Below are 21,958 nucleotides of genomic sequence, written 5' to 3'. Positions count from 1 at the left end.
GGGGCTGCCTCATAAGCTTTTACGGGACGTCTTTTGCCCGTCGAAGGTGAACAGGAGCGGCTTATCGTCCACCATCGTTTCCAGATGGACCGGTTTGCCCCACAGCCGAAACATGTAGGGAAGGGTCCGTTCGACGTATTTCAGATCCAGTTCCACGCCTTCGTAGCGGTGCACGACGTACAGCTCCCCGGTCCGCTGCCAATCTCCGTCCGTCACCTCCAAATACGGGAATCCCCCGTTCACGCGGGAGAACACCAGCTGGTCCCGGATGTTTTCCCAGGTTTTGTCGGTGATTTGCCAATCCGATCCTTTCTTCTCGAATACGTACAGGTCGAGTTCGTCCGCCAGCTCCTTCGTCATGTAGTTCCGGATGAAGGAAGGATCGGAGTCCATCTCGCGGACGTCGAACATGCGCTCCCGGCCGAACCGTTTCTCGATGTCCTCGAACATTTTCAGTCCCAGGTAATAAGGGTTCAAGGAGTGGCGGGACGGCTGCACGACCGCGGAATTCAGCTTCGCGTATTCGATCGTCTCCTCGCTGGTCAAGGGGAGCTCCCGCATGATGCGCTGGTGCCAGAACGTCGCCCATCCTTCGTTCATGATTTTGGTCTCGATCTGCGGCCAGAAGTAAAGCATTTCGTCCCGCAGCATGCTCATGACGTCCCGCTGCCAGTCTTCCAAGATGGGCGAGAATTCCTGAATGAACCAGACGAGGTCCTTCTCCGGGTGCGGGGGGATTTTGCGTGCGTCGCCCGTGCCGGCGTCCGCTTTCAACGCGTCTTCCGGGTTTTTCGGCTCCGTATCGTCCAGCACCCACAAATCGTCATAGGGGGAAGAGGAGGGGGTTCGGGCATTCTTCTCTTTTTCCTCGCGCCTCCGCCACTCCATGTAACGGTTTTTGTCCTGCCCGTAAGGCCGGTTGAGGACCGGATCGACATGTTCCTGGATCGCCATCACGGCGTCGAGGAAACGCTCCACCTCGTCCGCGCCGTAATCCATCTCGTATTGCCGGACCCGCTCCGCCGTCGCCGACATGCTCTCCACCATGTTGCGGTTCGTACGGGAGAAGCGGGCGTTGTTTTTGAAGAAGTCGCAATGCGCCAGCACGTGGGCCACGATGAGCTTGTTCTGCACGAGGGAGTTGCCGTCCAGCAGGAAGGCATAACAGGGATTGGAGTTGATCACGAGCTCGTAAATTTTGCTGAGGCCCAGGTCGTACTGCATCTTCATGCGGTTGAACGTCTTGCCGAAGCTCCAATGGCTGAACCGGGTCGGCATCCCGTAAGCGCCGAACGTGTAGATGATATCGGAAGGGCATATCTCGTAACGCATCGGATAAAAATCGAGTCCGAAGCCTTGCGCGATTTCCGTGATTTCCTCAATGGCGGTTTCGAGCGCCCGCTGATCGTCCTGGTCCCGCATCGTCGGCCATGCCCCCTGTCGCTAACGGAGATTTCACCAGGATATGTATATGAGGAAACCGGCCCGTTCGTGACCTTGTAATAATTCATTTATATTTTTAGGCCGGAGCGCTTGTTATACTGGGACATGAAAATGACCTGGGAGGGATTTTCCGATGAGCGGCGAACAAGCGGCAATTCCGAAGCTCACGCTGGACGAACTGGATCGCGAGCTGAGCGGCCAAGAGATGCGGAACGTGAACGGCGGAGCGGGCAAGACCCGTCACGAAATCCGCGATCCGAAAAGCGGCCCGGACCGCGGCGGTTCCGGCGGCAGCACGGACAGACGCAAAACGAATGACAACGACAATGAAAAGAAAAGCGGTTCCGGCGGCAGTTCCGGCGGTTCGGACGATAAAAAGAAGAAGCGTTAAGTCGGAAAGCAGGGCATCCTGCTTTTCTTTTTTCGTGCGCGGAAAGGAGCGGGGCGGGCATGGAGATTCGCGAGTCCGTTGCGTTCGTCCTGAACGGCCAACCGGTGACGCTGGGGGAAGTGCTGAAGCTGTCCAAGATCGAAAGGTCGTTTCCGGCGTTGGATAACAAACGGCGGATGGTGCTGATCGAACAGCTGGCGGCGGACAGGGGAGCGGCATGCACCTTCGACGAGCTGCAGCAGGGCGTCAACCGGTATCGCAAGGAGCTCGGGCTCTATTCCTCGGAGGAAACGAAGCGTTGGTTAGACGACAATGGGTTGTCCCTGGAAGATCTGGCGGACGCGGTCAAGCCGCGGATTTTGCGGGAGAAGCTGGTTGCCGGGATCCCGTCGGACCGGGTGAAGGCGTATTTCGCCGGGCACCGCCGGCAATTCGACGCAGCGCGCCTGTCGCGGATCGTCGCTTCGGATGCCGGAACGGCGCGCGAACTGAAGTTCAGGCTGCGGGAAGGTGCCGATTTCGGCTTGTTGGCGCGCGAGTTTTCGATCGAGGAAGAAACGCGTTACGCCTACGGCTATGTCGGCATCGTCGGCCGGACGGAAATGTCCCCGGAGGAATCGTCCGCGGTATTCGGGGCGGCGGACGGGGATATAGTCGGCGTGCTGACCACGCCCAGAGGGTACGAATTGATCCGAATCGAACGGATATTGCGGGCCGTCATGGACGACAAGACCGAAAACCGGATCCGTTCGCTGCTGTTCGAGGAAATGCTGGAAACGTTCGAGGCGGACGCGGTGACGGAAATGACGATCTGGAAACGGACATAAGCCGGATATGCGGAGGCTTGTTATAGCATGGAATCGATCATCCGAACGTTGAACCGAGTCGCGCTGTTCGATCTGCTCAGCGACGCGCAGAAGCGGAAGGCGGCAGGTTTGTTCGAACCGGCGGCTTTCCGGATGGGGGAAACGATCGCGGCCAGGGGCGAAGCCGTCGATGCCTTCTATATCATCGAGTCCGGCCAGGCGCGATGGATCGGCTTAAACGGGGCGGGCGAGGAGACGAGTCTGTCGGTATTGCGTGCCGGCGAGTTTTTCGGAGAACAGCTGCTGTTCGGGGAATCGCCGGCGGAAGCCACCGTGGCGGCGTCAACTCCGCTGCGGACGCTTCGCCTGACGAAGCCGGGCTTCGCCGCCCTGCTGCGGGAATACCCCGCGCTGGAGAAGTACTTCCGCGAAATGCTCGCGAACGAAGGCATGCGGCTGTTCCTGAAGCATTCGACGGTGCTCTCCGGTCTCGATTCGGAGGCGATCCGTTCGCTGCTCGACCGGTTCGAAGCGCGCGATTATGAGGCCGGCGACGTCCTCGTGCGGGAAGGCGCTGAGGGCGATGCCTTCTACATCATCCGTTCGGGCGCCGTGACGGTTGAAATCGGCGAAGAACGCAAAATCGTCAACCGGCTGCTTCCCGGCGACTTTTTCGGCGAACTCGCGCTTCTGACCGGCGAACCGCGCAAGGCGACGGTCCGGGCGGCCGAGCGGACCGCCGTCTTTCGGCTGGACAAGGCCGAATTCGATCGGCTGACCGCCGTCCACCCCCTGCTCAAGCAATCGCTGCAGCAGACGGCAGCCGGATATTCGCAAGAGGCGCTGGTCATGCCGGACGACCTGGAGGATCCGGAAATTTCCGAACAACCCGGCCAAGCGGAGCTCCCGACGCCCAAACGCGGCGAAGGCGCGATGCCGGGAAGGTTCCGGCGGAAGTACGCCGTATTGCGTCAGCAGAGCGAAATGGACTGCGGCCCCACCTGCCTGGCGATGATCTGCCGCCATTACGGGGTGGAAGTCTCGCTTAACCGGATGAGAGAACGGATGCGGGTGTCGCAGGAAGGCGTATCGCTGGCCGTGCTGGCGGCGGCGGCGGAAGAGATCGGGTTCGCCGCCGCCGCGCGCCAAATCGGAGGAAAGGTACCGGAGAAGGCAGCCTTGCCCGCGATTTTCCACTGGGACGGCGAGCATTACGTCGTCGTATACGCGAAACGGGGCAGACGCTATCTGATCGCGGATCCCCGATTGGGCGTGCTCGACAGCATCCCGGAAGACGAGTTGAAGCGGCACTGGAACGGAATCGCGCTGGAGCTGTCGCCGACGGCCGAACTGCGGCAGCCGCGGGGAGAGGGGAAGGAGACGCTGCTGAAACGCTTCTTGCCCTTCCTGAAGCCGGTCAAGGGCGCCATGCTCGACGTATTTCTATTGTCGATCGCGATCGAAGGGATTTTGCTGGCGCTGCCCATCCTGTCTCAGTTGGTCATCGACCGCGTGATCGCGTACCGGGATCCGTCCATGCTCCGCGTGTTGCTGATCGGCATGCTCGTTCTGGCGCTTTTCCAAATGTTCTACGCCTTCATGCGGCGGTATCTCGTGGCCGCAACCGCGGCAAAGCTGGACATCGCGCTCGTGGAGTCGTTCAATAAGAAGTTGTTCGGCCTGCCGTTCGATTTTTTCCTCCGCCGCACGATCGGGGATATCATGACGCGGGTAGGCGAGAACGAGAACATTCGACGGATGCTGACCGGCAACGCCGTCTATTTTCTGCTCGACCTGCTCGCCATCGTCATGTACGGCGTGCTGATGCTGGCCTACAACGCCAAGCTGGCGCTGATCGGGCTCGCCTTCATGCCGGCGTTCGTCGTCTTGATTCTGACGGCGATGCCGATCCTGCGCAAGATCGACCGCAAGCTGCTGGCGGCGGAATCGGACACCCATTCGAAAATGGTGGAGGCCGTGCAAGCCGTGGCGACGGTCAAGGCGCTGGCGATCGAGAAAATCGTCCGCGCCGGCATCCGGGACAAGCTCGTGAAAGAGCGGGAGCTGCGCAAGCAAGGCACGCTCCTGGCCGCCGGCGTCGACGCCTTCAGCGCGCTCGTGGAAATCTCCGCCCGCATCGCGATGCTCTATTGGGGCACGACGTTCGTGCTTCGGGGCGAATTGACGATCGGGGGGATGGTCGCGTTCCTCTCGCTTTTCCATACGGTGATGTCCGCGGTCATTTCCGTCACGGACATGCTGGACGGCTTCTCCGAAGCGAGAGTGTCCATGGAACGGCTGAATGACGTGCTGGGCGCAAGGGACGAGCAGCCGAATCCGCGGCAAAAACGGATATTGCCGCCGATCCGCGGCCATATCGAATTCCGCAACGTGACATTCCGGTACGCGCCGGGCAACCCGAACGTGCTGCAAAACCTGAACCTGGAAATTCACCCCGGTCAGACGGTGGCGATCGTCGGGCGCAGCGGAGCGGGCAAGACGACGTTCATCCAATTGCTGTTGGCGCTATTCGAGCCGACCGAAGGCCGGATACGGATCGACGGCTTCGATCTCCGCAACGTCCATTATGCGTCGCTGCGCAGGCAGATCGGCGTCGTGCAGCAGGAGAACGTGATTTTCAGCGCCACCGTCCGCGAGAACATCGCCATCCATCAGCCCGACGCGTCATTCGAAGAAGTAGCGGCCGCTGCGAAGCTGGCGGGGGCGGACGAATTCATCTCCGCGCTGACGCTCGGTTACGAGACGAAGATCGGCGAAGGAGGCACGCGCCTGTCCGGCGGTCAGCGGCAGCGGATCGCCATCGCCCGCGCGCTGCTCGGCCATCCGCGCCTGCTCGTCTTCGACGAGGCGACGAGCGCGCTCGATGCCGAGACGGAACGCCATATTCAGCGGAACATGGACGCGATCCTGAGCGAACGCACGGCGATCGTGATCGCCCATCGCCTGAGCACGGTGCGCAGGGCCGACCGCATCGTCGTCCTGGACCGGGGGACCATCGCCGAGTCCGGTACCCATGAAGAGTTGATGTCGCTGCAAGGCTTGTATTTCCATATGGTCAGCGAGCAAATGAATTGACTGGGGAGGAAAATCATGGAAAGGTTCGCGGAACGCTCGACCCGGATCGTGCTGGTCTCGTTTTTCCTCCTGGCGGCAGCGGCGCTGGCTATGTTGAAGGCGACTTCCGTCTGGGTGACGGTGTCGTCCCGCGCCGTTTTGGAGGATGACGCCTCGACGCTTCGGTTGCTGTTGAACGGCGGGGAGATCGGGAGGATCGAGGAGGGGATGGCGGTAACCGTCGAGTGGGACGCGTTTCCCAGCCGTAAGTACGGGGGAACTTCGGCGACCGTCACCGGTTGGGAGACGACGCCGGCCCGGACGTTGCCGGACGGGACGCCGCTCTATCGGGTAACGGCTCGTCTGGAGCCCCCGCCGGAATCGCTCCTCATGAAGCTCTTACCCGGTCAGCAAGGCGGAGCCGAAGTGAGGGTGACGCGAAAATCGCTGCTGGCCGTTTGGTTCGGGGCACCGTGACGGTGTTCAAGCGAAGAGATCGGACTCGGCATGCCGATCCGCGATTTCCAGACGGTAACCGACCCCCCGCACCGTCAGCAGGAAGGCAGGATTTCCGGGATTGTCCTCGACCTTTTTGCGCAGGCGGTTGATGTACACGTTGAGCGTGTTTTCGTCGCATTCGGTATGTTTCCAGACGGCTTGAAACAGTTGGGCTTTACTGAACGTCCGGTTCGGCCGTCCGAGCATTTCGCCGAAAATCGCCGCTTCCATCTCCGTGAGGGGGATGGGGCGGCCTTTTTTGTACAGGATATTCGATTCGCGGTCGAGCCTGAACGCGGCGCGGGTCGAATCGTCCGAGCATCGGCATTCGCGAAACCTGTCCATTCGGCGGATATGGGCCCGCAGCCTGGCCGCAAGCCCTGCGGGGCCGATCGGTTTGGCCACGAAATCGTCCGCGCCATAGCCGAAGCCGAGGATTTGGTCGGATTCGGCCGGCCTGTCGCCGATCAACACGACGGGAAGGAGGAAGCCGCGCTCGCGCAATTCCCGGAGGAGATGGAACCCAAGGCGAGATTCGATCATCGGTTCGAGCAGGACGAGATCGGGCGGGTTGCTTTCGAGGCTCCTCCAGGCGTCCGCGCAGGAGCCGACCGCGTTCGGGGCCATGCCGGCGCGCCTCAATGCCGCGTTGAGCTGTTCGAGCCACGCCGGGTCTCCGTCGACGATCAAGATGCGTTCCAATGCGGTACCCTCCTCGGAAACTGAACGGTTTGAGGGTATCGTAACAGCCCAACCTAAAATGAACCTAAAACCGACGATTTTTTTTTTTACGATTGGCGGTTTCGGCGGGCGAAAGCGGCGCCGGCAAGCGCGGCGACGTCTTCTTCGGCCGGATCGCGTTCGGCATAACGCGCTTCGTAGTAGGCGTCCAGCAGAAGCGAAGGATCCGCCGTTTCCCGGGCGTTGTCGGCGCGCCGGCGAGTCTCCGCACGCGGATCGCGGCTGGGGAGGTCCGACGCGATTTCCCGGGGCGTCAGGTGGGCGGGGACGGCATAGCCGCCGCGCGACAGCTCCCGAAGCCAACGCCGATACAGGTAGCGGACCCGGCTCCGGGAATCGGGCAGCGCTTCCCAGCCCGGTTCGTCACTCCGTCTGAACAGGCGGCCGACCCGGCTTCGGCGAAGCTTCCGGAACGATTCCTCCCAAGAGAACAGCGAGGTCTGCTCGTCGACGTACCCCTGCGCGGCGTCATCTTTCCAGGAACGGCCCAGCCATGCGGCGATCCATCCCCGCCACCTGCGCCAGATGGCCCCTCCGTGACGGTAAAGCCGATAGGCCCCCCAAGCCAGCAGCAAGGCGCAGATGCCAAGTCCGACGTAGGGCAACAGCCGGTCGAGCAGCTGCATGAACCAGCCGGGCTCCCGCGCGGGCGGAAGCGGCGGGAAAGACTCGGGCGAAGAGGGCTCGGGCAGCGGCTCCGGCAGCTCCTTGCCTTCCGGGAGCAGAGAGAGCAGAGCACGCAAGATGGCCGCGATTCCGGATTTGACCGCATGGATCAACCACCCGCCCACGCCTCCCGCCAGGAGCAGCATGGCGGCCAGCACGGCCGCCACGAACCAACGGTTGTGCCGTTTCAGCTCCGCCGGCACGCCGTAGCCGCCGTCCTCCGACAACGTCACGCGGCGCAGGTGCCGCCGGTTGACCGAGAACAGGGCGACGGCCAAGCAAAACACGCCGCCGAGCGTCAATAACGCCGGGCTGCCGGTCCCATGCGGGAACAACGGCCCGAGCAGGCTCGCCGCGAAATAGACCGCAACGCCCGTCCAGTACCAGCCCGTTCTCCATTGCCGGTAGACGACGGTCATTCCTTGCAAGCTCCCGAAGAGCATGGCGGCCAGCGCGCCTGGGGAGGGCGGGAACGGCGAATTGGCCGCGATCCCCCATAGCTCCCAAGCGGCCGCGGCCAGAAGCAGGGCCGCCAAGATTTGCTGCCACAGCTTGCGGATGACCGCGCTGAGACCGGCGCCGACCAAGGAAGCCCCCAAGGCGAGCTCCGGCCATATGCCGGACGGCGATACCGCTCCCGAGACATGTCGGACGGTCAGCCATATCGGTACGTGCATCCACAGCTCGTAAGCCGCAGCCAGCCCGCGGACGGCAGCCAGGCGCCCGCGCCCGCGGTCACGGTTCCCGCTCATGGTCGTCCCCTCCCGCCTTCTCGCCCGTTTCCGGAATGATCACCCATTCCACCCCGTTACCCATCCGGCGGAGCCGCTCCGCGGCAGACGCCAGCTTCTCCTCCCGGTGGCAGGTGAGGATGAGATAATCCGTCCGGCCCGGGCAGCGCTCCGCTTCCTGCTCCAATAGATACGCCATATTCGAAGCGCTTTCCAATTGCAGCTTGGCCAAGCCGGTCAGCAGCGCGCCCAGCTGCACGGCGCCGCCGGCCGGTTCCACACGGATCGGCGCCTTGGGCTCGCCCAGCATCCATCCGTTGCACAGCAGCCCGGTCTCCATGCCGCGGCCGATCGCGTCGTCGGCGATCGAAGCCGCGTACCGGATGCCGACCTCGATCCGCTCGGGGTCCGTGACCGTTTTCCACATCGTCTCGTTGATTTCGACGTTCAGGCAGAGCACGAGCCGATGATCCGCGGTATGCCCTTTGACCTGTACCTGCAGCTTGCCCGTTCGGGCGGTCGCTTTCCAATGGACGCGGGAGAGCGGATCTCCCGGCCCGTATTCCCGGATTCCCGCGGTGAGGAACGGATCCTCCACGATCCAGCGGCGGACGGAGAGATCCCCGAGCCAGCCGTGATTCGGCAAAGGGATTTCCCGAAGCGGCACGAGCCTCGGGTAGACGAGCAGCCGCAAATTTTCCATCGCGAAGCGGCGCGACGCCTGGACGAGGCCGAGCGGCTCGCCCGCCGTCATCGTGGCCGATTCGAGCGCGTAGAATCCCCGCTTGGCGCAGCGGATTTCGTGCCGCCGGACGATCCGCCGATAGGGGCGCAGGCTGAACAGGCTGAGATGGTTCTGGAACATTTCGCCGGCGTGGATATCCAGGTTCGACTGCCTATGGAAGCGCAGCGCGACGGGCATGAGCGATTCCAGCCGCAGCCAGGGCACCGGCAGCAGCTTCCGGTTCTCGATGGTCTCGACCATCTCCACAAGTTCGCCTTCGAAAGCGGTGGTCCGGTCGAAGCCGCGGGAATACGTCACGCGGCTCAGCGCCCGTTTCCGATACACGTAAGCCAGAATGCCCAGCAGGATCAAGCCGTCCAACACGATCCAGTAGAAAGGCATGGCGTTACGGCCTTCCCCAGGCTTCGGCGGGTTCCGTCGGCACTTCCGTCTCCCGCAGCAGAGAGCGGATCGCGACGGCCGACTGTTCGTCCCGCGTTTGCGGCGAATACTTCAGCAGCAGACGATGGGCGAGCACCGGTTCCGCGAGCGCCTTGATGTCGTCCGGCGTGACGTAATCGCGTCCCTGCACGACGGCGTAAGCTTGGGAAGCCTTCAGCAAAGCCTGGCTTCCCCGCGGACTCACGCCGAGGGCGACGTCGGGATGGCGGCGGGAAGCCTCCGACAGCCGGACGATGTAGCCGAGCAAGTCGTCCGCGATCCGAACGCCTACGGCGGCGAACCGCTGGATGCCCAGCAGCGCGTCCGGATCCAGGACCGGTTGGACTTCGTCCAACGGACTGCGGCCCCGGAAGCGGGTCAGAATATCGAGCGATTCCTCGAAGGACGGGTAGCCCATCCGGATCCGCAGAAGAAACCGGTCGAGCTGGGCCTCCGGCAGCGGGAAGGTCCCTTGGTTGTCCACCGGGTTCTGCGTGGCGATGACGAGAAAGGGAGCTTGCAGGGGATAGGTGACGCCGTCGATCGTGATTTGCCGTTCCTCCATGCACTCGAGCAGGCTGGATTGGGTGCGGGGGGTGGCGCGGTTGATTTCGTCGGCGAGCAGCACGTTCGTGAACAGCGGTCCCGGACGGAATTCGAACTCGCCGGATTTCTGGTTGTAGAAGTTGATGCCGCTCAGGTCGGTCGGCAGCAGGTCGGGCGTGAACTGGACGCGGCGGAATCCGCAATCCAAGGTGCGGGCCAGCGTTTTGGCGAGCAGCGTCTTGCCCGTTCCGGGAACGTCCTCGAGCAACGCGTGTCCGCCCGCGATCAAGGCGGTTAAGAGCAGGTCGACGGCGCTCCGTTTGCCGACGATGACTTGGGCGATCCGCTCCCGTGCTTCTTCGATCTGGCGAAACATCGATTCTGGGACAACGACTGCCGGCGGGTTCATGGGCGTCCACCTCTCCGTTCGGAATCAAGTGCGATAAGGGCATGCGTTTTTTTCCATTATAGAGTACGGATGGATCAGCCGAAAGGCTTTACGCGGGTTGATTTCGCGGGGTGCGCGTGTTACAACAAGGTGTATTGGGGAATTGCGGGCGGAAAAAGAAAGGGGCGTTGCGCGCGTGTCGAACGAATCCACCGAGCGCGAGTGGGAACGGAAGCGGCTGAACGAAGTGCTGAAGGAGATCGAGAACCGGCTGGACAAGGAGCTCGCCGTACTGGGCGAACGGCGGGGCGACGTCGTCGGAATCCGCCAGGAGTTCTGGGACGACGTCCGGATGAACTTCTCCGACGCGACGGAGCTGGGGGAAACGTGGACCAGCATCATGCAGCAGAAGGAAGTGCTGATCGAGCGGGAGCGCAGCCACCGGGTGGCGTTCGAAGCGGTCGAACGGCTGGCCCGCATGCACGACAATCCGTATTTCGCCCGGATCGATTTCGCCGAAACCGGCAGGGGGCCGGAGCAAATCTACATCGGCCGGGCTTCCCTCATGAGCGACGACGACGAGACGTTCTGGGTGTACGATTGGCGCGCCCCGATTTCGAGCTTGTTCTACGACCATGAACCCGGCCCGGCCGCATACGAAACCCCGGAAGGGGAAATCGGCGGGGAGCTGCTGCTGAAGCGGCAGTTCGTCATCCGGGCCGGCAAGCTGAAGCATATGTTCGACACGGACGAGACGGTCGGGGACGAAATCTTGCAGGCCGTGTTGTCCGAGAAGTCGGATACGTCGATGAAAAGCATCGTGGCGACGATCCAGAAAGAGCAGAACCGCATCATCCGGGACGAGAAGCATAAGCTGCTGGTCGTGCAGGGGGCGGCGGGAAGCGGCAAAACGTCCGCGGCGCTGCAGCGCGTGGCGTACTTGCTGTACCGCTTCCGCGGCACGCTCACGCCCGACCAGATCGTGCTTTTTTCCCCCAACCCGGTGTTCAAAGGATACATCTCCCGCGTATTGCCCGACCTGGGTGAAGCCAACATGCGCCAGATGACGTTCCGGGAGCTGATCGAAGCCCGGCTGGGGCGGCGTTTCCAGGTCGAGGACCTGTTCTCCCAGACGGAAGCGCTGAACGCCTCCGAGGGAACGCCGGAGGGCCTGGCCCGGGAGAAGGCCGTGCGCTATAAAGGCTCCGAGCACTTCTTCATGACGGTGGAGCGATATTTCGACCGGCTGCAGCACGAGGGCGTCCGATTCCGTCCGCTGCGCTTCCGCGGAGCGACCATCGTGTCGGCCGAGGAAATGGCGGAGCAATATTACGCCGTCAAAGCGTCGGAAGGTTTCGCGTATCGCGCCGCCACGCTGCGGAAATGGCTGCTCGCGAAGCTGGCGGCCTGGGCGGACGACCAGATGAACGAACCTTGGGTGGAAGAAGCGGCCGAACTGGCGGACGACGAGGAAATCCAGCGCGCGTACGTGCAGATCCGCCGCAAAGGCGGGTTCCGCGAGGACGCCTTCGACGACGAGGACCGGATGACCGAAGCGCTCATGCGAAGCGCGATCGAGAACGCGGTCGGCCCGCTCGTGAAAGCCGTCAAAGCTTACCGGTTTCTCGACGCGGTCGACACGTACCGCGAGCTGTTCCGCAGCCGGTCGCTGTTCGCGGCATGCTCGCCGGACGGCAAGCTGCCGGAGGGCTGGGAGTGGATGGCGAACCGCGCGGAAGAAACGCTGGCGCGCAAAACGGTGGACCACGAGGACGCCACGCCCTTGCTGTATTTCATGGAAGGTCTGGAAGGCTTCCGCAAGGTCGAGGCCGATATCCGGCATTTGTTCGTGGACGAGGCGCAGGATTATTCGCCGTTCCAGGCGGCGTATTTGCGCCGGCGCTTTCCGCAGGCCCGGCTGACCGTGCTGGGCGACTTCAACCAAGCGATCTACGCGGGCGCGCAGGAGAGCGGGGGCTTCGGCGGCTGGACCCGCCTGATGCCGCAGGAAGATACGGCGGTGTGGCGGCTGACGACCAGCTACCGGTCTACGCGTCCGATCGTGGAATACAGCAAAAAGATCCTGCTCCCCGAGGAATCCGCGGAGATCCGGCCTTTCCAGCGGGAAGGAGAGGTACCGACGCTGATCCGGTGCCGGGACGGCGCCCGGTTGGCGGACACGGTGACCGCGGACATCCGCGGGTTGCTGGAACAAGGTTACGGTACGATCGGGGTCATCGCCAAATCCGCGAAGGAATGCGGCAACGCCGCGGCGCTGCTGAAAGAAAGGCTGCCCGACGAGGTTCCGCTGACCTACCTTTCCGGAGCGTCGGCCGAATTGCCGAAGGGCGTATCGGTATTGGCTTCTTATTTGGCCAAAGGCATCGAGTTCGACGCCGTCGTCGTCTGGGACGCGTCCGCCGCGCGGTACGGACAAGACCGGGACCGCAAGCTGCTGTACACCGTCTGCACGCGGGCGCTGCACGCGCTTCACGTCTATTGTTTGGGGGAGCCGTCTCCATGGCTTCCGGATCGCGGCAAGCTTTAACGTTGCAAAAAATGAAAGGAGGGAGCAAAACATGCCGACGGAACAAGCGCTGGAGGCGCTGCGCCGGTATTTCGGCTACGATTCGTTCCGCCGGGGCCAGGAGGAGCTCATCGAGGCGATCCTGGACGGCCGGGACGCGCTCGGGGTCATGCCGACGGGCGCTGGCAAATCGATCTGCTACCAGATTCCCGCCGTCCTGCTGCCGGGCCTCACGATCGTCGTGTCGCCGCTCATCTCCCTCATGAAGGACCAGGCGGACGCGCTGAACGAGACCGGCATCCCGGCCGCGATCCTCAACAGCACGCTGTCCGCCTCGGACATGAACCGCGCGTACCGGGAGATCGAGAACGGCCGATACCGCATCGTCTATATCGCCCCGGAACGGCTCGAGTCGGAGCGGTTCGCCGAATGGCTCGGCCGCGTGCCCGTCTCCCTCGTCGCCGTCGACGAGGCGCATTGCATCTCGCAATGGGGGCACGACTTCCGCCCGAGTTACCTGTCGATCAAACGGCTGATCGACAAGCTGCAGCCGCGGCCGACCGTCGCCGCGTTTACCGCGACGGCTACGCCGGAGGTGCGGGAGGACATCGCGCAGCGCCTGGGCTTGCGGCATCCGCAGCGGGTGACGACCGGCTACGCGCGGGCGAATCTCTCCTTCCGGGTCGTCCGCGGCGCGGACAAACGGCAACAATTGCTGCGCTGCCTGCGCCGGCACGAAGGCGAAGCCGGGGTGGTGTATGCCTCGACCCGCCGGGAGGTGGAGGAATGCCATGCCTTCTTGACCGGACACGGCTTCGCCGCGGGCAAATACCATGCCGGACTGGAGGAACGCGAGCGGGCGGCCGCCCAGGACGCGTTCCAGCGCGACGACGTGCAGATCATGGTCGCGACCAACGCGTTCGGCATGGGGATCGACAAATCCAACGTCCGGTTCGTCGTGCACTACAACTTGCCGAAAAACCTGGAGGCGTACTACCAGGAAGCGGGCCGGGCCGGCCGCGACGGCGAGCCGGGCGAGTGCGTCCTGCTCTATTCTCCCCAAGACACGGCGACGCAGAAATATTTGATCGAACAGGGCGAAGGCGACGAAGAACGCAAAAAAAACGCCTACCGCCAGTTGAACGAAATGGTGCGGTACGCCTTTCACGAGGACTGCCTGCAGCAAGCGATCGTGTCCTATTTCGGGGATGCCTGCGAGCCTTGCGGACGATGCGGCAATTGCCTCGACCCGGCGGAACGGTTGGATATCACCGAAGCGGCCAAAGTCGTCATCGCCTGCGTGGCGGGCATGCGGCAGCGCTTCGGGGTCTCGCTGACGGCGAAGGTGCTCCGCGGCTCCGGGGAGGCGAAAATCCGCGAGTTCGGCTTTGACCGGCTGCCGGTATACGGCCGAATGCGCAGCCGCGCCGAGCGGGATGTCGTCGGCTTGATCCAGGCGCTGGCCGCGCAAGGCTACTTGAGAGTGACCGACACCGCGTACCCGACGGTGACGTTGACGGAGCGCGCGAGAGCCGTCGTGAGCGGGGAGGAACGGGTATATCGCAAGGTCGTTCCGGAAAGCGACCCGGGACGGGTTCCGACCGGCCGCTCCCGGCCGGCGGAGGGCGATCTGGGCGCGGAAGGAGAAGCTTTGTTCGCCAAGCTGAAGGCGCTGCGCAAGACGCTGGCCGACCGCGAGAACGTGCCGCCCTTCGTCATTTTCCACGACGCCGCGCTGCGCGAAATTTGCCGGATCCGGCCGACGGACGTGCAGGAGCTGCGCCGGGTGAAAGGCATCGGGGAAGCCAAGCTGGCGAAATACGGCAAGGCGCTGCTCGAGATCATTCGCGACCATTGACATACCGGCCGGCTGGAAGCTATGCTCGAATCAGCCAGTCATTTCAGCGGACGGGAGCTGATTCCATGCAGGAGCATTCGGGGCAGGGTCGGATTTTCGTCTTTACGGGACCTGACGGTTCCGGTCGCAAGTCGGTCGCGGAAGCGGTCGGGCATACGTTCGGCATGAACATGGTCGTTTCTTACGTGACGCGGGCTCCGCGGCCGGGGGAAGTCGACGGACGGGATTATCGCTTTGTCGCCGCGGAAGTCTATGAGAAGATGGAAGGCGAAGGACAGTTTCTCGAAAGCGTTCGGATCGACGGGCACCGTTACGGGATTCGCCGGGCGGACGTGGACGGCCAGCTGCGGGACCACGGATGCGCGTATTTGGTGCTGAACCGGGAAGGCGCGGAACGGATCAAATCCGTTTACGGCGACGCCGCCGTGCGTTTGTTCTTGTACGCCGACCGGCGGACGCTGGAGGACCGGCACCGGGAGCTCGGCCTGGACCCCGACGTCGTGGCCGCCCGCATGCGGCGCTACGATGAAGAGATGGCGTACCGCTTCGCCTGCGAGCATTCGTACGGCAATTACGACCTGGCCGATACCGTTTCCCGGATTACGGAGACGCTGGAAGGTTACCTGCAGCGCGGTTTGGTCGACAAGGACTGATTCATACGTTGCATCATCGCCGGACCGCAGGGATTCCCTGCGGTTCTTTCCTGCGCGCGCAGGATGGAAAAATGTCGCACGGTGTCTATTTTTGTCCTGCGAGGGTTGATATAATGGACGAAACGGGGTCGGCGCCGCCGTGCCCCCCAGCCCGAATCTTCGAAGGAGGAAGCACGGCTCTTGATCGACAAACAACTGCTGAACGTGCAGAAGCTGCTGCAGGACCACGGCATCTTAATCTGTTTTTCCGGCAGGCTGTCCCAGCAACTGATCGAGGAATACGGAGAGGCCGTCAAGTCGTACCTGGAGTCGGAAAACCGGCCGAAAAACGAGATTTTCCACATCTTCTCCATCTTCATCGAAATGACCCAGAACATCAAAAACTATTGCACCAGAATATCGGGCTCCGCGCTCGGCGACCAGATCGCGCAGTCGAGCATCGTCACGATCGGCAAGGACGGACAAGGCAGTTACATCTGCGCGGGGAACCTGATCGAGGAAGAGGACCTTCGGGAACTGACCGGCCGGATCGACGCGCTGGTGCGGCTGAACAAGGACGAACTGAAAGCCTTCTATAAAGATCAGCTGAAGAAGAACGATCCGCAGAACGGGGCCGGGGTCGGGTTGATCGACATGGCCCGCAAGGCGACGTCTCCGCTGGCGTATTCCGTCACCAAACTCGGGAATAACCTATCATTTTTCACGCTAAAGGCGGTCGTATAGGCTATGGTCAGCATCCGGCACGTATATATCGAAGGAACGAGAAGCACCCCGGAAGTCGATTTCGATCCGGAGCTTCACGTTCTGAGCATTCGCGGACAGTCGTACCCGGAGAACGCGTTCGCGTTTTATGAGCCGCTGCTGAAGTGGCTGGACGAATATTTGGCGGACTTGAACGCGGAGTCGACCGTGGAAATCGAGCTTCAATTGCCCTATATCAACACGACCAGCACCAAGTGCTTCCTGATGATGCTGGAGAAGCTCGACGAAGCGTTCAAGCAGGGCAAACAAGTCGGGGTTCGCTGGCTGTACGACGAGGACAACGAGAGCGAACTCGAATGCGCGGAGGAGTTCAAGGAAGATCTGCTGCTCCCTTTTCGGATCTTGCCGAAAACCGCGGAATAACGGATCATGAACAACCTTCAGGCAGACACCCGGAACCGTTCCCTGTATGACGGCAGCGTATGGAAGGTCGTCATCCTGGCCTCCGCCCTGATCGTCCTGTCCGCATCCTTAATCGGCTTTATGTCGTATCGGATCACGGAAAGGGAAGTCGTCAAGAAACTGAAAGAAAGCGACCTTTCCGTCATGGCCCGCTCCGTCGCGGGTCAAGTCGAAGGCCGGATCCAGCGGGCCGAGGAAACTTCCCTGCTGCTGGCGGACGATCCGGCCGTGACCGAGTGGGTGCAAGGCCGGGAGACCGACGGGAAGCTGGGCGCGCTGGTCAAACGGAAACTGTCCGATCTGTCGGGAAGCTACGACTACACGAATTCTTTCGTCGTCAGCGCGCTGACGTTTCACTATTGGGCCGAAATCGGCCAAATCATCGACACGGTCAGCGAGTCGGATCCGGACGACCAATGGTTTTTCCAGACGCTCGCCTCCGGACGGAAAACGAGCGTGATCGTCGATTACAACGCGAACCGCAAAGACACGTTCGTGTTCGTCAACGTGCGGATCGGGTCCGGCGACCGGCCGCTCGGCATCGCCGGGATCGGGCTGTCGCTGAAAAAGCTGTCCGACGATTTCGCCGGTTACCGGTTCGTGGACGGCAGCCATCTCTGGATGGTCGGCCGGGACGGAACGATCCACCTCTCGGACGACTTCTCCCAGACGGGCTCGAACGTATCCGAATGGTTGATGCCCAAGGCTTTGGAGGCATGGAACGGCGGCAAGGCATCGGAGGAATTCGTGTTCGAAGGGACCGACCGGCAGGGACGCAAGGTGGACATGATCAGCTACCCGGTCGGCGAGACCGACATGCGGCTGCTGGTGCAGATCCCGAGAAGCGAAACGACGGGCTTCCTCGCTTCGATCCGCAACAATACGACGATTTTGGTCGTCATTTCCCTGATTCTCTCCGTCTACTTCTTCACGAACGTCTCCCGCAGGATGGCGGATCCCTACAAACGCGCGCTGCAATTGAACGAACGGCTGGAGCGCATGGTGGAGGACCGGACGCTCGAATTGGCGGACAAAAACCGGCTCATGACGGAGAGCATCTCGTACGCGGGCCGGATCCAGCAATCCGTGCTGGCTTCCGAAGAGGCGTTCAAGACGAGATTTCCCGAGAGCTTCGTCTTCTGGAAGCCGAGGGACGGAGTCGGCGGCGATTTTTACTGGATCCGGGAGACCGGGGACGAGACGTGGATCGCCGTCGGCGACTGCTCCGGACACGGAGTGCCCGGGGCTCTGATGACGATGCTGAGCGTGTCGCTGCTCGGCCGAATCGCCGATCAGGGCGAGGCGGGCTCCCCGTCCGAAGCGATGGGCATGCTGAACCGCCTGCTCAAAGAAACGCTGCGACAGACGGAGCGGGACGCGGAAGGCACCGACGACGGGCTGGATTTGGGCTTGTTGTTCCTGCAGGGCGATCGGATCCGGTATGCGGGCGCGGGGATCTGGATGGCGTACCGGGAGGACGCGGGATTGCGGACGGTCAAAGGGGACAAGCCCCGGATCGGTTACCGCCGAACGCCGGCGGACGTCGCCTTTACGGATCATGAGATCCGCCTGTCCCCGGGCGCCGTCGTCTATCTCGCGACGGACGGCATTCCCGACCAGAACGGCGGACCGCGCAACCTCTCGCTTGGGAAGACGAGTCTGACGCATTGGCTGGAGGCATACGGTCCGCTGCCGCTCGCGGAACAGCGGGACCGATTCGAGCGGGAGTTGGCCGATTTCATGGGGGAACAGCCCCAGCGGGACGACATGACCTTGCTCGCGTTTCGGCTTCCCGGTAAATTTTGAGACGAAGGACGGAACGGTAAATGGCCAAGTCAAGCAAGGATTATGAAGCGTTCGGGGAAGAACTGCAGACGCTTTATGCCGCCCGGCAGGAGCTGCAGGAGGCCGAGTACGCCGGCAATGCGCTGCGCCCCGGCTACGAACGGCTTTCCGCCCGCTATGAGAAGCTGCTGCGGGAAATGAACAAAGTTCTCCGGATCAGCGATTCCCAAAGCTTGGCCCTCCTGCGCATGGAATCCGAGCTGTCCGTGCTGCTGGACAATGCCATGCAAGGGTTTCTGACCGTCGACCGCACGCTGAAGGTTCAAAAGCCGTACAGCGCGGAATGCCGGCGCATCTTCGGCGGCAAAATCGGCGGGGCTTCGGTGACCGAGCTGATGTGGCCGGACGATCCCGACACGCGCGCGAAAGTGGAGCGGCTGATGGAGCGGATGCTCTCGGCGCAGGCGGACGAATCGGAAGTGCGCTATTCCGACGGGCTGCCGAATTCGTTCCAACGGGGCGGCTTGCGCATCCGGATCGACTACAAGCGGATCGCGATGCCCGAAGGAACCGGCGACGATCCCCGCATCATGCTCATCCTGACCGACATCACGGAGCAGTACAAATCCAAGGAGCAGCTGGAGTTCCTGAGCACGCACGATCCGCTGACCGGCATGTTCAACCGGAATTACGTGGAGAAATGGATCTCCGATTTCGGTCCGGGTTCGCCGCGTCCCGTCAGCCTGATCATGGCGGACATGAACGGGCTCAAGCTCGTCAACGACGTGTTCGGGCATTTGAACGGCGATCAGCTGCTGACCCGCGCGGGCGGGATCATCCGGCAAACGTTCGGGGAATCGGCCGTCTGCGCGAGGTGGGGAGGAGACGAGTTCCTCGTGCTGCTGCCCGGCGCGGACGCGGAAGCATGCGCGGAACGGATCCGCCGATTGCGGGAAGCGTTCGAGTCCGCCGACGCGGCGCCGATTCCGATCAGCATGGCGATCGGCTGCGCGACCTTGGCGGATCCCGGCCGGGAGGAATGGGGTCCGCTCTTCCAGCAAGCGGAGAAGGAAATGTACAAGACGAAGCTTCTCGAAAGCCGGGCCATCCGCAAGAAGCTGATCGCGGAAATCACGGAGGCGATGTACGCCCGCGGCATCGAGGATCGTTCCCACGTGAGCCGGTTGACGGCGCTTGCGGAAGGGCTCGCCCTCCGGATCGGGATTTCGCCCGAATCTCCCGCCATGTCCACGCTCGCCCTGCTCGCCGGCCTGCATGACGTAGGCAATATCGCCATTCCGCAGGAGGTATACCGGCATGACGGTCCGCTTGCCGCGGATCAGTGGGATATCGTGCGGACCCACAGCGAAATCGGATACCGGCTGGCGTTCTCGCTGGGCGAGCCCGCGCTGGCGGAGGCGATTCTCTCCGTGCACGAGAATTGGGACGGCAGCGGATACCCTTACGGCCTGCGGGGAGAGCAGATACCGGAGCTGTCCCGGTTAATGGCGGTCGTGGACGCTTTCGACGCGATGACCCACGACCGGCCGCACCGGCCGGCGATGACGCGGGAATCGGCGTTGGCCGAAATCCGCCTAGGCGCCGGCAGCAAATTCGACCCGCGGCTTGCGGAGGTTTTCGCCGCTTGGATGAGCGAACCTTTCGTCGAGACTTGAACGGAAACACCCCCTTGGGAAGGCGCCCGACAGCCGGCGCGCCTGGTCCAAGGGGGCGTTTAGTTTGGGACGGTTCAGCCCTTCACCGCTCCGAGACTGAGTCCGCCGATGATGTACTTTTGAAAAAACAAGAACAGGACGGCGGGCGGAACGAGGGTCATGGTCAGGATGGCGAATCTTACGTTCCAATTGATCGTGGAGCCGGGGTAAATGATCATCGTGTAAATCGCGGCCCCGATCGGCAGCTTCTCCGTCTTCAGGACCAGGCTGGACCAATAAAAATCGTTCCAGACGGTGGAGAAGCCGAGCAGCAGAAGCGTCACGATAATCGGAACCGAGAGCGGAACGGCGATCGACAGGACACACCGGAACTCCGACGCGCCGTCGATGCGGGCCGATTCCAGCATTTCCTTATGGATGCCCTCGAAAAAGTTGATCAGGATGAGCAAATAAAAAGCGTTGGCTCCGGCCGGAAGCCAGAAAGCCCAGAACGTATTCAGAAGTCCCAAGTCTTTCAAGTTCAGAAAGTTGGGAATCAGATACGAGGCGGCCGGGATCATGAGCGTGGACATGAAATACAGGGAGATCCACTTCTTGGCCGGCACTTTCAGATGCGCCAGGCTATAGGCGGCCAATCCCATGAAGGTCAAGGACACGAGCGCGTTCCCCGCGTAAATGTACAGCGTGTTCTTGAAGTACAGGAAGATGTCCAAATAATCGAGCGAATCCTTATAGTTCTGCCACAGCCATCGGCTCGGAAAGAAAGGGGGCGGAAAAGCGAAAAACTCCTCCGTCGATTTCAGGGAATTCAGAAACGTGTTGACGAAAGGGTACAGCATCGACAGGCTGATCAAACAAACGCCGATCACCATGAATCCGTAAGCGATTTTAACGCCGGTTTTCCGGAAATCATGGGGGGACATAATCGCCCGATCCCGCGGTGGCTTCATGCCGGATCGTCCCCCCTTCTCAGCTTGAGCGTAAGGATCGAAATCGCGGCCAGGAACAGGAACATCAGCGTCGCCAAGGCGCTGGCTCTGCCGAAGTCGAAATAGACGAACGCTTCCCGGGTCATGAGCAGCAGATAGGTCAACGTGGCGTTGTCGGGTCCGCCGCCGAACATCAGCATTTGGGACTGGAACGCTTGCGACGTCGCGATGAGCTGCAGGACGAGCAGCAGCAGGACGAGGTTTTTGATGCCGGGCAGCGTGACGTAGCGGATGCGCGCCCATACGCCGGCTCCGTCCAATTCCGCCGCTTCGTAGAGATCCTTCGGGATGGAAGCGAGGCCGGCCACGTAGATCAGCGCGGCGCTTCCGAAGTTCTGCCAAGTCTCCATGATAATGAGCGAGAAAACCGCGTGGCCTTTGCTGTAGAAATCGAACTCGGGCAAGCCCACGGAGTTCAGGAACGTGTTGATCGGACCGACGGGATCGTAGAACCATTGCCACATCCCGTAAAGCACGATCGCCGGAATGATGCTGGGCAAATACCCCACGATCCGCGCGGGGCCTTGGAACCGCTTGAGCTCGGAGACGGAGACGGCCATGGCGATCGGGATCCAAAATCCGATGACCAAAGCCCAGAACATATAGACCAACGTGTTTTTGACGGCCGTCGGCAGGTCGGGATTCGCCAGCACTTCCCGGAAATTCCGTAAGCCCACGAACGTATTGCCGCTGACGAAATCCACTTTATAAAAGCTGTATCCGATTCCTTTGACGATCGGGATCCAGAGAAACACGAGAAAGATGACGATTTCCGGGATCAGGAACAGCAGGCCCCAGGAATACCGCCTTAAGCTGCGAAACGCCATTCGGTTCACTCCTATCGTCTCATGAAGAA

Annotated in this window: 18 protein-coding genes; 11 read left to right on the top strand and 7 right to left on the bottom strand. The window is 62.1% G+C overall.

Features of this window, described 5'->3' with window-relative positions:
- Positions 1-9: 9 nt before the first annotated feature.
- Entirely contained in the window at positions 10-1,422 is a 1,413-nt protein-coding gene (locus PTZ19_RS11660) for a SpoVR family protein (protein WP_276354601.1), read from the bottom strand.
- 154 nt (positions 1,423-1,576) lie between these two features.
- On the opposite strand from PTZ19_RS11660, the gene PTZ19_RS11655 reads away from it, so the two are divergent.
- Genes PTZ19_RS11655 through PTZ19_RS11640 form a run of 4 tightly spaced genes read left to right on the top strand, consistent with a single transcriptional unit; the run spans position 1,577 to position 6,192 of the window.
- Positions 1,577-1,834, top strand: a complete 258-nt coding sequence (locus tag PTZ19_RS11655; RefSeq protein WP_276354600.1) for a hypothetical protein — start codon at positions 1,577-1,579, stop codon at positions 1,832-1,834.
- 59 nt (positions 1,835-1,893) lie between these two features.
- Entirely contained in the window at positions 1,894-2,661 is a 768-nt protein-coding gene (locus PTZ19_RS11650; protein ID WP_276354599.1) for a peptidylprolyl isomerase, read from the top strand.
- Positions 2,662-2,688: 27 nt separating this feature from the next.
- Positions 2,689-5,736 (top strand): peptidase domain-containing ABC transporter, encoded by a 3,048-nt coding sequence (locus tag PTZ19_RS11645; RefSeq protein WP_276354598.1) that lies wholly within the window; start codon positions 2,689-2,691, stop codon positions 5,734-5,736.
- 15 nt (positions 5,737-5,751) lie between these two features.
- Positions 5,752-6,192 carry an HlyD family secretion protein gene (locus tag PTZ19_RS11640; protein ID WP_276354597.1) on the top strand — a complete coding sequence of 147 codons (441 nt, stop codon included), beginning with the start codon at positions 5,752-5,754 and terminating at the stop codon, positions 6,190-6,192.
- A gap of 6 nt (positions 6,193-6,198) precedes the next feature.
- On the opposite strand, the gene PTZ19_RS11635 is transcribed toward PTZ19_RS11640, so the two are convergent.
- From PTZ19_RS11635 to PTZ19_RS11620, 4 genes are all read right to left on the bottom strand, one after another.
- Complete coding sequence (locus PTZ19_RS11635) at positions 6,199-6,915, bottom strand: response regulator transcription factor (RefSeq protein WP_276354596.1); 717 nt, start codon at positions 6,913-6,915, stop codon at positions 6,199-6,201.
- Between the two features lie 86 nt (positions 6,916-7,001).
- On the bottom strand, positions 7,002-8,372 hold the full coding sequence (locus PTZ19_RS11630; protein ID WP_276354595.1) for a DUF4129 domain-containing protein: 1,371 nt from the start codon (positions 8,370-8,372) through the stop codon (positions 7,002-7,004).
- Positions 8,356-9,477, bottom strand: coding sequence for a DUF58 domain-containing protein (locus PTZ19_RS11625; protein ID WP_276354594.1), 1,122 nt, complete (start codon positions 9,475-9,477; stop codon positions 8,356-8,358). The genes PTZ19_RS11630 and PTZ19_RS11625 overlap by 17 nt, the downstream gene beginning before the upstream one ends.
- A gap of 4 nt (positions 9,478-9,481) precedes the next feature.
- On the bottom strand, positions 9,482-10,471 hold the full coding sequence (locus tag PTZ19_RS11620; RefSeq protein ID WP_422614995.1) for an AAA family ATPase: 990 nt from the start codon (positions 10,469-10,471) through the stop codon (positions 9,482-9,484).
- A 175-nt stretch (positions 10,472-10,646) separates the two neighbouring features.
- Here PTZ19_RS11620 and helD point away from each other — a divergent pair, with 175 nt between their 5' ends.
- The 7 genes from helD to PTZ19_RS11585 all read left to right on the top strand — a co-directional run bounded on the left by helD (position 10,647) and on the right by PTZ19_RS11585 (position 20,113).
- A complete protein-coding gene (helD, locus tag PTZ19_RS11615; protein ID WP_276354593.1) occupies positions 10,647-12,998 on the top strand; it encodes an RNA polymerase recycling motor HelD in 2,352 nt (783 codons plus the stop codon).
- 31 nt (positions 12,999-13,029) lie between these two features.
- Positions 13,030-14,835, top strand: coding sequence for a DNA helicase RecQ (recQ, locus tag PTZ19_RS11610; RefSeq protein ID WP_276354592.1), 1,806 nt, complete (start codon positions 13,030-13,032; stop codon positions 14,833-14,835).
- Positions 14,836-14,900: 65 nt separating this feature from the next.
- Positions 14,901-15,488: a guanylate kinase gene (locus PTZ19_RS11605; RefSeq protein WP_276354591.1), complete on the top strand. Its 588-nt coding sequence runs from the start codon at positions 14,901-14,903 to the stop codon at positions 15,486-15,488.
- Between the two features lie 180 nt (positions 15,489-15,668).
- The gene (locus PTZ19_RS11600; RefSeq protein ID WP_276354589.1) at positions 15,669-16,211 is read left to right on the top strand and encodes a SiaB family protein kinase; all 543 of its coding nucleotides are present in this window, start codon (positions 15,669-15,671) and stop codon (positions 16,209-16,211) included.
- A 3-nt stretch (positions 16,212-16,214) separates the two neighbouring features.
- Positions 16,215-16,613, top strand: a complete 399-nt coding sequence (locus tag PTZ19_RS11595) for a DUF1987 domain-containing protein (RefSeq protein ID WP_276354587.1) — start codon at positions 16,215-16,217, stop codon at positions 16,611-16,613.
- 6 nt (positions 16,614-16,619) lie between these two features.
- Positions 16,620-18,458: a SpoIIE family protein phosphatase gene (locus PTZ19_RS11590; RefSeq protein ID WP_276354586.1), complete on the top strand. Its 1,839-nt coding sequence runs from the start codon at positions 16,620-16,622 to the stop codon at positions 18,456-18,458.
- A gap of 20 nt (positions 18,459-18,478) precedes the next feature.
- Positions 18,479-20,113: an HD domain-containing phosphohydrolase gene (locus tag PTZ19_RS11585; RefSeq protein ID WP_276354585.1), complete on the top strand. Its 1,635-nt coding sequence runs from the start codon at positions 18,479-18,481 to the stop codon at positions 20,111-20,113.
- Between the two features lie 74 nt (positions 20,114-20,187).
- Here PTZ19_RS11585 and PTZ19_RS11580 read toward each other — a convergent pair whose 3' ends face one another.
- Together PTZ19_RS11580 and PTZ19_RS11575 are read right to left on the bottom strand one after the other, a co-directional pair.
- Positions 20,188-21,063 (bottom strand): carbohydrate ABC transporter permease, encoded by an 876-nt coding sequence (locus tag PTZ19_RS11580; RefSeq protein WP_276354583.1) that lies wholly within the window; start codon positions 21,061-21,063, stop codon positions 20,188-20,190.
- Complete coding sequence (locus tag PTZ19_RS11575) at positions 21,060-21,929, bottom strand: carbohydrate ABC transporter permease (RefSeq protein ID WP_276354582.1); 870 nt, start codon at positions 21,927-21,929, stop codon at positions 21,060-21,062. Before PTZ19_RS11575 ends, PTZ19_RS11580 begins: the two co-directional genes overlap by 4 nt.
- Positions 21,930-21,958: the final 29 nt, after the last annotated feature.

It is taken from the genome of Cohnella caldifontis, from assembly GCF_029360585.1.
In the GTDB taxonomy this organism is placed as follows: domain Bacteria; phylum Bacillota; class Bacilli; order Paenibacillales; family Paenibacillaceae; genus Cohnella; species Cohnella caldifontis.
The sequence above is the reverse complement of the archived record's forward strand: the minus strand, read 5'-3'. Positions and strand labels throughout refer to the sequence as shown.